The sequence below is a fragment of the Nonomuraea sp. N2-4H genome, assembly GCF_045291505.1.
In the GTDB taxonomy this organism is placed as follows: domain Bacteria; phylum Actinomycetota; class Actinomycetes; order Streptosporangiales; family Streptosporangiaceae; genus Nonomuraea; species Nonomuraea fastidiosa.
In genome coordinates this window covers 6,937,198-6,950,820 of the sequence record NZ_CP147987.1, presented here as the reverse complement: position 1 = coordinate 6,950,820, position 13,623 = coordinate 6,937,198, and the positions used below count along the sequence as shown (strand labels likewise).

Genomic DNA, 13,623 nt, shown 5'->3' with positions numbered 1-13,623 from the left:
ATCCGACGAGACGACGAGGACGCGAGAGAAGTGGCCACCACGACCGCTCTTGACCTGGCCAAGGTCCGCAACATCGGGATCATGGCCCACATCGACGCGGGCAAGACCACCACGACCGAGCGCATCCTGTTCTACACCGGTATCAACTACAAGATCGGTGAGGTCCACGAGGGCGCTGCCACGATGGACTGGATGGAGCAGGAGCAGGAGCGCGGCATCACCATCACGTCTGCCGCGACGACGTGCGAGTGGCTCGGTCACACCATCAACATCATCGACACTCCTGGCCACGTCGACTTCACGATCGAGGTGGAGCGCTCGCTCCGCGTCCTCGACGGGGCCGTCGCCGTCTTCGACGGCGTCGCGGGTGTCGAGCCCCAGTCGGAAATGGTGTGGCGGCAGGCAGACCGCTACAACGTTCCGCGCATCTGCTTCGTTAACAAGATGGACCGCGTCGGCGCCGAGTTCCACCGCTGCGTCGACATGATGGTCAGCCGTCTTGGCGCCACGCCGGCCGTCATCCAGCTGCCGCTGGGTGTCGAGGCCGACTTCAAGGGCGTCATCGACCTGGTCAAGATGAAGGGTCTCGTCTGGAGCGCCGAGGCGGCGAAGGGCGAGATGTACGACGTCGTCGACGTCCCCGCCGACCACGCCGAGGCCGCCCGCGAGTGGCGCGACCGGCTCATCGAGACCGTCGCCGAGAACGACGACGAGCTGATGGAGCTCTACCTCGAGGGCACCGAGCCCACCGAGGACCAGCTCGTCGCCGCGCTGCGCCGCGCGACGCTGGCCGGCAAGGTCAACCCGGTGCTGTGCGGCACCGCGTTCAAGAACAAGGGCGTGCAGCCCCTGCTCGACGCGATCGTCGCCTACCTCCCGGCCCCGACCGACATCCCGTCCTTCAAGGGCCACGCGGTCGGCAACGAGGACAAGGTCGTCGAGCGTCACGCGGACGTGAACGAGCCGTTCTCCGCGCTGGCGTTCAAGATCGCAAGCGACCCGCACCTGGGCAAGATCACCTACATCCGCATCTACTCGGGCAAGCTCGAGGCCGGTTCACAGGTCATGAACTCTGTGAAGGGCAAGAAGGAGCGGATCGGCAAGATCTACCAGATGCACGCCAACAAGCGCGAGGAGCGCCCGTCGGCGATCGCCGGTCAGATCGTCGCGGTCATGGGTCTGAAGGACACCACGACCGGCGACACGCTGTGCGACCCGGCGAACCAGGTCGTGCTCGAGTCGATGACGTTCCCGGCTCCGGTCATCAACGTCGCCATCGAGCCCAAGACCAAGGGCGACCAGGAGAAGCTGTCCACCGCCATCCAGCGGCTGGCCGAGGAGGACCCGTCCTTCCAGGTCCGCCGTGACGAGGAGACCGGCCAGACGGTCATCTGGGGCATGGGCGAGCTTCACCTGGAGATCCTCGTCGACCGCATGCGCCGCGAGTTCAAGGTCGAGGCCAACGTCGGCCGCCCGCAGGTCGCCTACCGCGAGACCATCCGCCGCAAGGTGGAGAAGGTCGACTACACCCACAAGAAGCAGACCGGTGGTTCCGGTCAGTTCGCCCGGGTGATCATCGACCTGGAGCCGCTGGGCGAGGGCAACGACGGCTACGAGTTCGAGAACAAGGTCACCGGTGGCCGCGTCCCGAGGGAGTACATCCCGTCGGTCGACGCCGGCGCCCAGGAGGCCGCCGAGTTCGGCGTGCTGGCCGGTTACCCGATGGTCGGCGTCAAGGTGACGCTGGTCGACGGTCAGGCCCACGACGTCGACTCCTCGGAGATGGCGTTCAAGATCGCCGGTTCGATGGCCTTCAAGGAGGCCGCCCGTAAGGCCGAGCCGGTGCTCCTCGAGCCGATGATGGCCGTCGAGGTCACCACCCCCGAGGACTACATGGGTGATGTCATCGGTGACCTCAACGGTCGCCGGGGGCAGATCCAGGCGATGGACGAGCGGGCCGGCGCCGTGTCGTCCAGGCGCTCGTGCCGCTGTCTGAGATGTTCGGCTACGTGGGCGACCTGCGTAGCAAGACGCAGGGGCGGGCGAGCTACAGCATGATATTCGACTCCTACGCTGAGGTGCCTCCGGGCATCGCCAAGGAGATCGTCGCGAAGGCCCGGGGCGAGTAAGTTCCGATCCGGCCGCGCGAGCGGGCGGACCGGGCGTACGTCCTGGTCCCTAGGTGCGGTGGTCACAACGGCCGCCGCACCGCCAAGGGGTTCGGATCACCCGGGCCCGAGTGTGTAGACGAAAGTCAGTCAGATTCTCTAAGGAGAGAACCAGTGGGCAAGGCCAAGTTCGAGCGGACTAAGCCGCACATGAACATCGGCACCATTGGGCACATCGACCACGGCAAGACCACGCTGACCGCGGCGATCACCAAGGTGCTCCACGACCGTTACCCTGACCTCAACGCCGCCACGCCGTTCGACAAGATCGACAAGGCGCCGGAGGAGAAGGCTCGCGGCATCACCATCTCCATCGCGCACGTCGAGTACCAGACCGAGAAGCGCCACTACGCGCACGTCGACTGCCCTGGTCACGCCGACTACGTGAAGAACATGATCACCGGTGCCGCCCAGATGGACGGCGCCATCCTCGTGGTCGCCGCCACCGACGGCCCGATGCCGCAGACGAAGGAGCACGTCCTCCTGGCCCGCCAGGTCGGCGTCCCCTACATCGTCGTGGCCCTCAACAAGGCCGACATGGTCGACGACGAGGAGATCCTGGAGCTCGTCGAGCTCGAGGTCCGTGAGCTCCTCACCGCGCAGGAGTTCCCCGGCGACGACGTGCCGGTCGTCCGCGTCTCCGCCCTCAAGGCCCTTGAGGGTGACGAGAAGTGGGCCGACAGCATCATCGAGCTCATGAACGCCGTGGACGAGAACGTCCCCGAGCCGCCGCGTGAGACGGACAAGCCGTTCCTCATGCCGGTTGAGGACGTCTTCTCCATCACCGGTCGCGGTACGGTCGTCACCGGCCGTATCGAGCGCGGTGTCGTCAAGGTCAACGAGCAGGTCGACATCATCGGCATCAAGCCGGAGAAGATCTCGACCACCGTCACCAGCATCGAGATGTTCAACAAGATGCTGGACGAGGGTCACGCCGGTGACAACGCCGCCCTGCTGCTGCGCGGTATCAAGCGCGACGAGGTCGAGCGCGGCCAGTGTGTCATCAAGCCGGGCACGACCACCCCGCACACCGAGTTCGAGGGCCAGGTCTACATCCTGTCCAAGGACGAGGGCGGCCGCCACACGCCGTTCTTCAACAACTACCGCCCGCAGTTCTACTTCCGTACGACGGACGTGACCGGCGTGGTGCACCTGCCCGAGGGCACCGAGATGGTCATGCCGGGCGACAACACCGAGATGCGCGTTGAGCTGATCCAGCCCATCGCCATGGAGGAAGGCCTGAAGTTCGCGATCCGCGAGGGTGGCCGCACCGTCGGCGCCGGTCGGGTCACGAAGATCATCAAGTAGCCAGACCGTCGGGGCGGCGGCCGGCCCGGGCTCCGGGACCGGCCGCCGCACCACGTCCCAGCCGGAACCCGTACGCGAGAGCGGGCGGAGCCGGCGCGGGAAGCCCCACGCGGGACACCGTGATCCAGCAGTCGCTTCGGCCGGTACCACGTGACCGAAGTCACTGCCGGATCACGGAAGAAAAAGGCAGATCGACTACGTCTGCCACGTGGGGTTACGCGGGCTTTTACCTGCAAGAACAGCGGCAACAGGCCGCACGATACTTTTTCAGACGACAGCGAAGGACACCGAGGCCACTATGGCGGGACAGAAGATCCGCATCCGGCTTAAGGCCTATGACCACGAGGTCATCGACAGCTCGGCCAAGAAGATCGTCGAGACGGTGACGCGGACTGGCGCGAAGGTCGCGGGCCCGGTGCCGCTGCCGACCGAGAAGAACGTGTACTGCGTCATCCGCTCGCCGCACAAGTACAAGGACAGCCGCGAGCACTTTGAGATGCGCACGCACAAGCGGCTGATTGACATCATCGACCCGACCCCCAAGACGGTCGACTCGCTCATGCGACTCGACCTCCCCGCGGGTGTCGACATCTCGATCAAGCTCTGAGGGAACGCACTGACATGGCTAAGACGATCAAGGGCGTCCTGGGCAAGAAGCTCGGCATGACCCAGGTCTTCGACGCGGACAACCGGATCGTCCCGGTGACCGTGGTCGAGGCCGGTCCGTGCGTGGTGACCCGCGTCCGTACCCCCGAGAAGGACGGCTACTCCGCCATCCAGCTCGGCTTCGGGCAGGTCGACCCCCGGAAGGTCAACAAGCCGCTCGGCGACTACCTGCGTAAGCACGACATCACCCCGCGCCGTTACTTCGCGGAGATCCGCACCGACGACGCGAGCGACTACACCCTGGGCCAGGAGCTGCTGGCCGACACTTTCGAGGCCGGCCAGTACGTCGACGTGACTGGCAAGAGCAAGGGCAAGGGCTTCGCCGGTGTCATGAAGCGGCACGGCTTCGGTGGTCTGGGCGCGTCGCACGGTACGCAGCGCAAGCACCGCTCGCCGGGTTCCATCGGTGGCTGCGCCACCCCGGGCCGCGTTTTCAAGGGTCTGCGCATGGCTGGTCGGATGGGTAACGTCCGCACCACCGTGCAGAGCCTGAAGGTTCACGCCGTCGACGTCGAGAAGAATCTGCTCCTGATCAAGGGTGCGATTCCCGGCGCCAACGGCAGCCTGGTCCTCGTTCGCACCGCTGCCAAGAAGGGGGCTTCCAAGTGAGCACCACTATTGACGTCCTCGACGCCAGCGGCTCGAAGACCGGCACCGTAGACCTGCCCGAAGACGTCTTCGGCGCCAAGGTCAACGTACCGCTGATCCACCAGGTGGTCACGGCCCAGCTCGCCGCTCGCCGGCAGGGCACCCACAAGGCCAAGACCCGTGGTGAGGTCTCCGGCGGCGGCAAGAAGCCGTACCGCCAGAAGGGCACCGGTCGCGCCCGGCAGGGCTCGACCCGCGCGCCGCAGTTCACCGGCGGTGGCACCGTCCACGGCCCCGTGCCGCGCGACTACTCGCAGCGCACGCCCAAGAAGATGAAGGCCGCCGCGCTGCGCGGCGCCCTGTCCGACCGGGCCAGCGGCGGTCGCGTCCACGTGGTGAAGTCCCTGGTCACGGGTGACACGCCCAAGACCAAGGCCGCGCTGGAGGCCCTGCGCAAGGTCACCAAGGCTCCGCGCGTCCTCGTCGTCGTCGACGCCGACGACGAGCTGACCTGGCTGAGCCTGCGCAACGCCCCGGAGGTCCACCTGCTGGACGCCGGGCAGCTCAACACCTACGACGTGCTCGTCCACGACGACGTGGTCTTCACCCAGGAGGCGTACGACCAGGTCGTGGCGCGGCTGAGTGGCGGGAAGGAAGACGCCTGATGGAGAAGATCGCCGACCCGCGCGACGTCATCATCAAGCCGGTCGTCTCTGAGAAGAGCTACGGCTTGATCGATGAGCACAACAAGTACACGTTCCTGGTGAAGAAGACCGCGAACAAGACCCAGGTCAAGATCGCCGTTGAGCAGATCTTCGGGGTCAAGGTCACCAGCGTGAACACCATCAACCGGCAGGGCAAGCGCAAGCGGACCCGTACCGGCTACGGCAAGCGTCCCGACACCAAGCGCGCGATCGTGAGCCTGGTGGAGGGCGATCGGATCGACATTTTCGGTCAGGTCGGCTAGCAGCCTGAGAAATGAGCGCGGACCGCAGGTCACGCGCGGGGTGAGACCGTCGCACTCCGGTGCGGCGGGCTCACCCATGTAACCGACGAAGGATGAACGAAAAAGATGGGCATCCGTAAGTACAAGCCGACGACCCCAGGTCGCCGCGGGGCCAGCGTCTCGGACTTCTCCGAGATCACCCGCAGCACGCCTGAGAAGTCGCTGCTTGCGCCCCTTCACAGCAAGGGCGGCCGCAACGTACACGGCCGAGTCACCGCGCGCCACCAGGGCGGCGGTCACAAGCGCGCCTACCGGATCATCGACTTCCGTAGGCACGACAAGGACGGCATCCCGGCCAAGGTCGCTCACATCGAGTACGACCCCAACCGCACCGCCAACATCGCTCTGCTGCACTACGCCGACGGCGAGAAGCGCTACATCATCGCGCCGACCGGCCTCAAGCAGGGCGACCGCATCGAGAACGGCCCCAGCGCCGACATCAAGACGGGCAACTGCCTGCCGCTGCGCAACATCCCGACCGGTACCTTCATCCACGCGGTGGAGCTCCGTCCGGGCGGCGGCGCGAAGCTCGGCCGCTCCGCGGGCGCTCAGATCCAGCTGCTCGCCAAGGAAGGCCAGTACGCCACCCTGCGTATGCCGTCCGGTGAGATGCGCATGGTCGACGTGCGCTGCCGGGCGACCGTGGGCCAGGTCGGCAACGCCGAGCAGGCCAACATCAACTGGGGCAAGGCCGGCCGTATGCGCTGGAAGGGCAAGCGCCCGACCGTTCGCGGTGTCGCGATGAACCCCGTCGACCACCCGCACGGTGGTGGTGAGGGCAAGACCTCCGGTGGTCGCCACCCGGTGAACCCGAAGGGCAAGCCCGAGGGCCGCACCCGCCAGGCCAACAAGGCCAGCGACCGGCTGATCATCCGTCGTCGGAGCAAGAGGAAGAAGCGGTAGGAGCAGCCGAGATGCCACGTAGCCTTAAGAAGGGTCCCTTCGTGGACGAACACCTTCAGAAGAAGGTGGACGCTCAGAACGAGAAGGGCACCAAGAACGTCATCAAGACGTGGTCGCGGCGCTCCATGATCGTTCCCGACATGATCGGGCACACGATCGCCGTGCACGACGGCCGCAAGCACGTCCCGGTGTTCATCACCGAGGCCATGATCGGCCACAAACTCGGAGAGTTCGCCCCGACGCGGACGTTCCGCAGCCACGTCAAGGAAGACCGCCGCAGCCGGCGGTAAGCGTCCCGGAAGTAGGAGAAAGCGATGGAAGCCAGGGCTCAGGCGCGGTTCGTCCGTGTCACGCCCCTCAAGGCCCGCCGTGTGGTGGACCTTATTCGCGGGCTGCCCGCTTCGGAGGCGCAGGCCGTGCTGCAGTTCGCTCCTCAGTCGGCGAGCGAGCCTGTCTACAAGGTGCTCAGCAGCGCCATGGCGAATGCGGAGCACAACTTCAATCTCGACCCCAGCACGCTCTACGTGAGCCGCGCGTGGGTCGACGAGGGCCCGACGCTGAAGCGGTTCCGCCCGCGTGCACAGGGTCGTGCCTATCGGATCAACAAGCGGACCAGCCACATCACTGTGATCGTGGAGTCCCGCGAGCCGAAGGGAAGGACCCGATAGTGGGCCAGAAGGTTAACCCGCACGGGTTCCGCCTCGGCATCACGACCGACTTCAAGAGCCGGTGGTACGCCGACAAGCTGTACAAGTCGTACGTCGCTGAGGATGTCGCCATCCGCCGCATGCTGCAGAAGGGCATGGAGCGGGCCGGCATCTCCAAGGTAGAGATCGAGCGCACCACGGACCGCGTGCAGGTGGACATCCACACCGCACGTCCCGGCATCGTGATCGGCCGGCGCGGCGCCGAGGCGGACCGCATCCGCGGAGACCTGGAGAAGCTGACCAAGAAGCAGGTCCAGCTCAACATCCTCGAGGTCAAGAACCCGGAGATCGACGCGCAGCTCGTCGCGCAGGGCGTCGCCGAGCAGCTGTCCAGCCGTGTCTCGTTCCGCCGCGCCATGCGCAAGGCGATGCAGTCGGCCATGAAGTCCGGCGCCAAGGGCATCCGTGTCCAGTGCTCCGGTCGTCTGGGCGGCGCCGAGATGTCGAGGTCGGAGTTCTACCGCGAGGGCCGCGTGCCGCTGCACACGCTCCGCGCGGACATCGACTACGGCTTCTACGAGGCCCGTACGACCTTCGGCCGCATCGGCGTGAAGGTCTGGATCTACAAGGGCGAGGCTCCGACCAGCCGCGCCGAGCGCGAGGCGGCCGCCGCCGGCGCTCGTGCCGGTCAGCGTCGCGAGCGTGACGACCGCCGTGGCGGTGGCGACCGTCCGCGCCGTGGCGGCGACCGCTCCCGTCGTAGCCGCGCCCCCCGTACCGAGGCGGCCGCCCAGGCCGCCCCCGAGACCGGCCCGGCTGCTCAGCCGGGTGCTGAAGGGAGCTGACCATGCTGATCCCGCGCAGGGTCAAGCACCGCAAGCAGCACCGGCCTAACCGCAGCGGAGTCGCCAAGGGCGGCACCAGGGTCGTGTTCGGCGAGTTCGGCATTCAGGCGGTGGAGCACTCCTACGTGACCAACCGCCAGATCGAGTCGGCCCGTATCGCCATGACCCGTCACATCCGCCGTGGCGGCAAGGTGTGGATCAACATCTTCCCCGACCGCCCGCTGACGAAGAAGCCGGCCGAGACCCGTATGGGTTCCGGTAAGGGTTCTCCGGAATGGTGGGTCGCCAACGTCAAGCCCGGCCGCGTGCTCTTCGAGCTGTCGGGCGTGGCGGAGCCGGTCGCGCGCGAGGCGCTTCAGCGTGCGATCCACAAGCTGCCAATGAAGTGCAAGATCGTTAAGCGTGAAGTGGGTGAGGCGTGATGGCTAAGGGCCTGACCGCCGGCGAGCTGCGGCTCGAGGACGAGGAGACCCTCGTCCAGAAGCTGAAGGAGGCGAAGGAGGAGCTGTTCAACCTCCGCTTCCAGGCGGCGACCGGTCAGTTGGAAAGCCATGGGCGGCTGCGCGCCGTCCGCCGCGAGATCGCCCGTATCTACACCGTGATGCGCGAGCGCGAGCTCGGCATCGTCACGGTCGAGAAGGAGTCGAGCGATGGCTGAGACCGAGACCACCACTGAGACCACCGAGGGCGCGCGCCAGCGGAACTTCCGCAAGGTCCGCGAGGGCCTCGTCGTCAGCGACAAGATGGACAAGACCGTCGTCGTCGCCGTCGAGGACCGCGTCAAGCACCGCCTCTACGGCAAGGTCATCCGCCGTACGACCAAGTACAAGGCGCACGACGAGCAGAACGCCTGCGGCGTCGGCGACCGCGTGCTGCTGATGGAGACCCGCCCCCTCTCCGCCACCAAGCGGTGGAGGGTCGTGGAGATCCTCGAGAAGGCCAAGTAAGGCTCTCTCCGATAGACCGCGCCTCGTGGGGGCTCTCAGAGCCCCCATGACGGCGTCCAAGGACGCGGGGTCACTCGACCCCGCGTCGCCTGCGGTGCGGTGCCCTGAGGGGCGCTGTGGCCGTGGGAACAAGACAACGACGGGTTCCGCCAGGCTCAGCGATGAGAACCGGCGCGACTAACAGGAGTAGACGTGATCCAGCAGGAGTCGCGGCTCAAGGTCGCCGACAACACGGGTGCCAAGGAGATCCTCTGCATCCGCGTTCTCGGCGGCTCGGGCCGACGCTACGCGGGTATCGGCGACGTCATCGTCGCCACAGTCAAGGACGCGCTGCCCGGCAGCACAGGCGTCAAGAAGGGCGACGTGGTCAAGGCCGTCGTCGTCCGCACGACCAAGGAGCGCCGCCTGCCCGACGGCTCCTACATCCGCTTCGACGAGAACGCCGCCGTCATCATCCGTGACAGCGGTGACCCTCGCGGCACTCGTATCTTCGGCCCGGTCGGCCGCGAGCTGCGTGACAAGAAGTTCATGCGCATCATCTCGCTCGCCCCGGAGGTGCTGTAATGCCGAAGCTCAAGGTGAAGAAGGGTGACCTGGTCCAGGTCATCGCCGGCAAGGACAAGGGTGCCAAGGGTCGGGTGATCGCCGCTCTTCCGCGCGAGGAGCGCGTGGTGGTCGAGGGCGTCAACCTGATCAAGAAGCACACCAAGGAGACCCACCAGGGCCCGCGCGGCGCCAAGCAGGGCGGCGTGCAGACCATGGAGGCTCCGATCCACGTGTCCAACGTGAAGAAGCTGAAGGACGACAAGCCCGCCGAGAAGAAGGCCGACGACAAGAAGGCCGATGAGACGGGTGAGGACAGCTGATGACTGCCACCACCACCGAGACCGAGCGCCCCACGCCGCGGCTCAAGACGAAGTACCGCGAAGAGATCGTTGACCAGCTCCGTGAGCAGTTCGGCATCAAGAACGTCATGGAGATCCCGGCGCTCACGAAGATCAAGGTCAACATGGGTGTCGGCGAGGCGGCTCGCGACTCCAAGCTGATCGAAGGCGCCGTCCGCGACCTCACCGCGATCACCGGCCAGAAGCCGGCCGTCGTGCGGGCCCGCAAGTCCATCGCGCAGTTCAAGCTGCGTGAGGGCATGCCGATCGGCGCGCACGTCACGCTGCGCGGCGACCGCATGTGGGAGTTCCTCGACCGGCTGCTGTCGCTGGCGCTCCCGCGCATCAGGGACTTCCGCGGCCTGTCGCCGAAGCAGTTCGACGGCAACGGCAACTACACCTTCGGTCTGACCGAGCAGGTCATGTTCCACGAGGTCGACCAGGACAAGGTGGACCGGCCGCGGGGCATGGACATCACGATCGTGACCACCGCGAAGAACGACGAACAGGGCCGGGCGCTGCTGAAGCTCCTCGGCTTCCCCTTCAAGGAGGCCTGATCATGGCGAAGAAGGCGTTGATCGCCAAGGCGGGGCGCAAGCAGAAGTTCCAGGTCCGTGCCTACACGCGTTGCTCGCGCTGCGGCCGGCCGCGCGCCGTCTACCGCAAGTTCGGGCTCTGCCGCGTGTGCTTCCGTGAGATGGCGCACCGGGGCGAGCTGCCCGGCATCACCAAGTCGAGCTGGTAGGTAACCTGAAGGGCGGCCTCGTGCCGCCCGTTCAGGCATTCATATTCCGGAAGAAGAGACAGGGCGTCCCGAAAGGGGCGTCCGCGACCACGCCGTAGGTCCACCGGCAGAGCAGGGAAGCCAAGCTCGTCCCTGACTTGGCCGACTGGAAACCCCGGCGAGGAAGGCCACTGGCCATGACGATGACCGACCCGATCGCAGACATGCTCACGCGTCTGCGCAACGCGAACGCGGCGTACCACGACAGCGTGTCGATGCCGTACTCGAAGATCAAGGCGCACATCGCCGAGATCCTCCAGCAGGAGGGCTACATCCAGTCTTGGAGCGTCGAGGACGCCAAGGTTGGCAAGAACCTCGTGGTGGAGCTCAAGTTCGGGCCCACCCGTGAGCGGTCGCTCTCGGGCCTGCGCCGGGTGTCGAAGCCCGGTCTGCGGGTTTATGCAAAGAAGGACAACCTGCCTCGAGTCCTGGGCGGGCTGGGCGTCGCGATCATCTCGACGTCCCACGGCCTCATGACGGACAAGCAGGCCAGCAAGCGTGGTGTGGGCGGGGAAGTCCTCGCCTACGTCTGGTAGAGGGGAGGAACACAGCATGTCGCGAATCGGACGGCTGCCCATCCCTGTGCCGAGTGGCGTAGACATCACGATCAACGGCCAGGAGGTCCAGGTCAAGGGGCCGAAGGGCACGCTCACCCACACGGTCGCCGAGCCCATCAAGGTCTCGCGCGACGAGGACGGCTCGATCGCCGTCACCCGTCCCAACGACGAGAACAAGGTCCGTGCGCTGCACGGTCTGTCCAGGACGCTGATCGCCAACATGGTGCAGGGCGTCACTCAGGGCTACTCCAAGAGCCTTGAGATCGTCGGCGTCGGTTACCGCGTCCAGGCCAAGGGCCCGACGCAGCTGGAGTTCTCGCTGGGCTTCAGCCACCCGGTCATCGTGGACGCCCCCGAGGGCGTCACCTTCCGCGTCGAGAAGCCGACCCTGTTCCACGTGGACGGCATCGACAAGCAGAAGGTCGGCGAGGTCGCCGCCAACATCCGCAAGTTGCGCAAGCCCGACCCGTACAAGGGCAAGGGCGTGCGTTACCAGGGCGAACAGATCCGCCGCAAGGTCGGAAAGGCTGGTAAGTAGGCATGGCTCCGAAGACTGCGTTCAGCAAGCACACGGCTGCCCGCACCGTCTCGCGGGCCCGCCGTCACCGCCGCGTCCGCAAGAAGGTCGTCGGCACGCCCGAGCGTCCGCGCCTGGTCGTCAACCGTTCGACCCGTCACATGTTCGTCCAGATCGTCGACGACACCGTCGGCCACACGCTGGTGAGCGCCTCCACCATGGACGCCTCGCTGCGCGCCCTTGAGGCGGACAAGACCGAGAAGGCCAAGAAGGTCGGCGAGCTCCTCGCTCAGCGGGCCAAGGAAGCCGGCATCACCAAGGTCGTGTTCGACCGCGGTGGCAACCGGTACGCGGGCCGGATCGCGGCGCTGGCTGACAGCGCGCGCGAGGGCGGGCTCGAATTCTAATGAGGGCCCGAGGATCGCAAATGATGGCAACTGAGAAGAGGAACCACTGATGGCTGCAGCTCCGCGTCGCGGTGGCGGCACCGGTGGCGAGCGGCGGGACCGTCGTGACGATCGCCGCGGTGGCGCCGCTGACAAGGGCGTCTCGTACATCGAGCGCGTAGTGAAGATCAACCGAGTGGCCAAGGTCGTGAAGGGTGGTCGGCGCTTCAGCTTCACCGCCCTCGTCGTCGTCGGCGACGGCAACGGCCTGGTCGGTGTCGGTTACGGCAAGGCCAAGGAAGTGCCCGCGGCCATCGCCAAGGGTGTCGAAGAGGCCAAGAAGCACTTCTTCAAGGTGCCTCGCATCCAGGGCACGATCCCGCACACCGTGCAGGGCGAGGAGGCGGCGGGCGTCGTGTTCCTGCGGCCCGCCTCGGCCGGTACCGGCGTCATCGCCGGTGGCCCGGTGCGCGCGGTGCTGGAGTGCGCCGGCATCCACGACGTTCTGTCCAAGTCGCTCGGCTCGGACAACCCGATCAACATCGTGCACGCCACCGTGGCGGCCCTCAAGGCGCTCTCGCGCCCCGAGGAGATCGCCGCCCGCCGTGGCCTGCCGATCGAGGACGTCGCCCCGGCGGCCATGCTCAAGGCTCGTGCCGAGGGCCTGGCCGAGGCCGCGGCGGCTAAGGCGGTGAGCTAGTCATGGCACGCCTGAAGATCACTCAGGTTCGCTCCAAGATCGGTGGCAAGCAGAACCAGCGTGACTCGCTGCGTTCGCTTGGCCTGAAGCGAATCGGCGACGTCGTCGTCAAGGAGGACCGGCCCGAGATTCGCGGGATGGTCTCCGTGGTGACGCACCTCGTCGAGGTGGAAGAGGTCGACTAGTCATGACTGAGAGCTCCAACAACGCGGCTCCGCTGAAGATCCACGACCTGCGTCCCGCCCCCGGCGCCAACAAGCCGAAGATCCGCAAGGGTCGCGGCGAGGCGTCGAAGGGCAAGACGGCCGGTCGCGGCACCAAGGGCAGCCGCGCCCGTACGACGGTCCCCCTCGGCTTCGAGGGTGGCCAGGTGCCGCTGCAGAGGCGTCTGCCGAAGCTCAAGGGCTTCTCCAACGCCCTGTTCAAGACGACCTACCAGGTCGTCAACCTCGACAGGATCGGCGAGCTGTTCCCCGAGGGTGGCGATGTCACCGTCGAGGCGCTGGTCGCCAAGGGTGCTGTCCGGAAGAACCAGCTCGTTAAGGTGCTCGGCTCCGGCGAGATCTCCGTCGCGGTGAACGTGCAGGCTCACGCCTTCTCGTCCAGCGCGAAGGAGAAGATCACCGCTGCCGGTGGTTCCGTTACCGAGCTGTAAAGACGCTATGACGAGGCGTGGGGCTCTTACAATGGGCCCCCACGCCCGTAGTGCGTTAGAGT

Annotated in this window: 22 protein-coding genes and 1 pseudogene; all 23 read left to right on the top strand. The window is 66.5% G+C overall.

Annotated features, from left to right (window positions below; translation table 11 throughout):
* Positions 1–81 precede the first annotated feature (81 nt).
* The 23 genes and pseudogenes from fusA (at position 82) to rplO (ending at position 13,561) form a co-directional block, all read left to right on the top strand.
* Positions 82–2,129, top strand: a pseudogene (gene fusA, locus WBK31_RS31740) (elongation factor G).
* Between the two features lie 153 nt (positions 2,130–2,282).
* Positions 2,283–3,476, top strand: a complete 1,194-nt coding sequence (tuf, locus tag WBK31_RS31735) for an elongation factor Tu (protein WP_364068663.1) — start codon at positions 2,283–2,285, stop codon at positions 3,474–3,476.
* Between the two features lie 298 nt (positions 3,477–3,774).
* Entirely contained in the window at positions 3,775–4,083 is a 309-nt protein-coding gene (gene rpsJ, locus WBK31_RS31730) for a 30S ribosomal protein S10 (RefSeq protein WP_012887830.1), read from the top strand.
* Positions 4,084–4,097: 14 nt separating this feature from the next.
* Positions 4,098–4,751: a 50S ribosomal protein L3 gene (rplC, locus tag WBK31_RS31725; protein ID WP_364068661.1), complete on the top strand. Its 654-nt coding sequence runs from the start codon at positions 4,098–4,100 to the stop codon at positions 4,749–4,751.
* Complete coding sequence (gene rplD, locus WBK31_RS31720; RefSeq protein WP_364068659.1) at positions 4,748–5,395, top strand: 50S ribosomal protein L4; 648 nt, start codon at positions 4,748–4,750, stop codon at positions 5,393–5,395. The genes rplC and rplD overlap by 4 nt, the downstream gene beginning before the upstream one ends.
* Positions 5,395–5,697: a 50S ribosomal protein L23 gene (rplW, locus tag WBK31_RS31715; protein WP_364068657.1), complete on the top strand. Its 303-nt coding sequence runs from the start codon at positions 5,395–5,397 to the stop codon at positions 5,695–5,697. The genes rplD and rplW overlap by 1 nt, the downstream gene beginning before the upstream one ends.
* Before the next feature lie 105 nt (positions 5,698–5,802).
* Entirely contained in the window at positions 5,803–6,639 is an 837-nt protein-coding gene (gene rplB / locus WBK31_RS31710) for a 50S ribosomal protein L2 (RefSeq protein ID WP_364068655.1), read from the top strand.
* An 11-nt stretch (positions 6,640–6,650) separates the two neighbouring features.
* Positions 6,651–6,929: a 30S ribosomal protein S19 gene (rpsS, locus tag WBK31_RS31705; RefSeq protein ID WP_364068653.1), complete on the top strand. Its 279-nt coding sequence runs from the start codon at positions 6,651–6,653 to the stop codon at positions 6,927–6,929.
* 24 nt (positions 6,930–6,953) lie between these two features.
* On the top strand, positions 6,954–7,307 hold the full coding sequence (gene rplV / locus WBK31_RS31700) for a 50S ribosomal protein L22 (protein WP_364068651.1): 354 nt from the start codon (positions 6,954–6,956) through the stop codon (positions 7,305–7,307).
* Positions 7,307–8,131, top strand: a complete 825-nt coding sequence (gene rpsC, locus WBK31_RS31695) for a 30S ribosomal protein S3 (RefSeq protein ID WP_364068649.1) — start codon at positions 7,307–7,309, stop codon at positions 8,129–8,131. Before rplV ends, rpsC begins: the two co-directional genes overlap by 1 nt.
* Before the next feature lie 2 nt (positions 8,132–8,133).
* Positions 8,134–8,553 (top strand): 50S ribosomal protein L16, encoded by a 420-nt coding sequence (rplP, locus tag WBK31_RS31690; RefSeq protein WP_364068647.1) that lies wholly within the window; start codon positions 8,134–8,136, stop codon positions 8,551–8,553.
* On the top strand, positions 8,553–8,789 hold the full coding sequence (gene rpmC / locus WBK31_RS31685; protein ID WP_355425606.1) for a 50S ribosomal protein L29: 237 nt from the start codon (positions 8,553–8,555) through the stop codon (positions 8,787–8,789). Before rplP ends, rpmC begins: the two co-directional genes overlap by 1 nt.
* Complete coding sequence (rpsQ, locus tag WBK31_RS31680; protein WP_364068644.1) at positions 8,782–9,078, top strand: 30S ribosomal protein S17; 297 nt, start codon at positions 8,782–8,784, stop codon at positions 9,076–9,078. Before rpmC ends, rpsQ begins: the two co-directional genes overlap by 8 nt.
* Positions 9,079–9,270: 192 nt before the next feature.
* Positions 9,271–9,642 (top strand): 50S ribosomal protein L14, encoded by a 372-nt coding sequence (gene rplN, locus WBK31_RS31675; protein ID WP_406673595.1) that lies wholly within the window; start codon positions 9,271–9,273, stop codon positions 9,640–9,642.
* On the top strand, positions 9,642–9,944 hold the full coding sequence (gene rplX, locus WBK31_RS31670; protein WP_364068640.1) for a 50S ribosomal protein L24: 303 nt from the start codon (positions 9,642–9,644) through the stop codon (positions 9,942–9,944). Before rplN ends, rplX begins: the two co-directional genes overlap by 1 nt.
* A complete protein-coding gene (rplE, locus tag WBK31_RS31665) occupies positions 9,944–10,519 on the top strand; it encodes a 50S ribosomal protein L5 (RefSeq protein ID WP_364068638.1) in 576 nt (191 codons plus the stop codon). Before rplX ends, rplE begins: the two co-directional genes overlap by 1 nt.
* 2 nt (positions 10,520–10,521) lie before the next feature.
* On the top strand, positions 10,522–10,707 hold the full coding sequence (locus WBK31_RS31660; RefSeq protein ID WP_364068636.1) for a type Z 30S ribosomal protein S14: 186 nt from the start codon (positions 10,522–10,524) through the stop codon (positions 10,705–10,707).
* 176 nt (positions 10,708–10,883) lie between these two features.
* Positions 10,884–11,282, top strand: coding sequence for a 30S ribosomal protein S8 (gene rpsH / locus WBK31_RS31655; protein WP_364068634.1), 399 nt, complete (start codon positions 10,884–10,886; stop codon positions 11,280–11,282).
* Between the two features lie 16 nt (positions 11,283–11,298).
* Positions 11,299–11,841 carry a 50S ribosomal protein L6 gene (gene rplF / locus WBK31_RS31650; RefSeq protein ID WP_364068632.1) on the top strand — a complete coding sequence of 181 codons (543 nt, stop codon included), beginning with the start codon at positions 11,299–11,301 and terminating at the stop codon, positions 11,839–11,841.
* Between the two features lie 2 nt (positions 11,842–11,843).
* Positions 11,844–12,227 (top strand): 50S ribosomal protein L18, encoded by a 384-nt coding sequence (gene rplR, locus WBK31_RS31645; protein ID WP_364068630.1) that lies wholly within the window; start codon positions 11,844–11,846, stop codon positions 12,225–12,227.
* A 49-nt stretch (positions 12,228–12,276) separates the two neighbouring features.
* A complete protein-coding gene (gene rpsE, locus WBK31_RS31640; RefSeq protein WP_364068628.1) occupies positions 12,277–12,906 on the top strand; it encodes a 30S ribosomal protein S5 in 630 nt (209 codons plus the stop codon).
* Positions 12,907–12,908: 2 nt separating this feature from the next.
* Complete coding sequence (rpmD, locus tag WBK31_RS31635; RefSeq protein WP_080043226.1) at positions 12,909–13,091, top strand: 50S ribosomal protein L30; 183 nt, start codon at positions 12,909–12,911, stop codon at positions 13,089–13,091.
* Between the two features lie 2 nt (positions 13,092–13,093).
* Positions 13,094–13,561 carry a 50S ribosomal protein L15 gene (gene rplO / locus WBK31_RS31630; protein ID WP_364068626.1) on the top strand — a complete coding sequence of 156 codons (468 nt, stop codon included), beginning with the start codon at positions 13,094–13,096 and terminating at the stop codon, positions 13,559–13,561.
* The last annotated feature ends 62 nt before the right edge of the window (positions 13,562–13,623 follow it).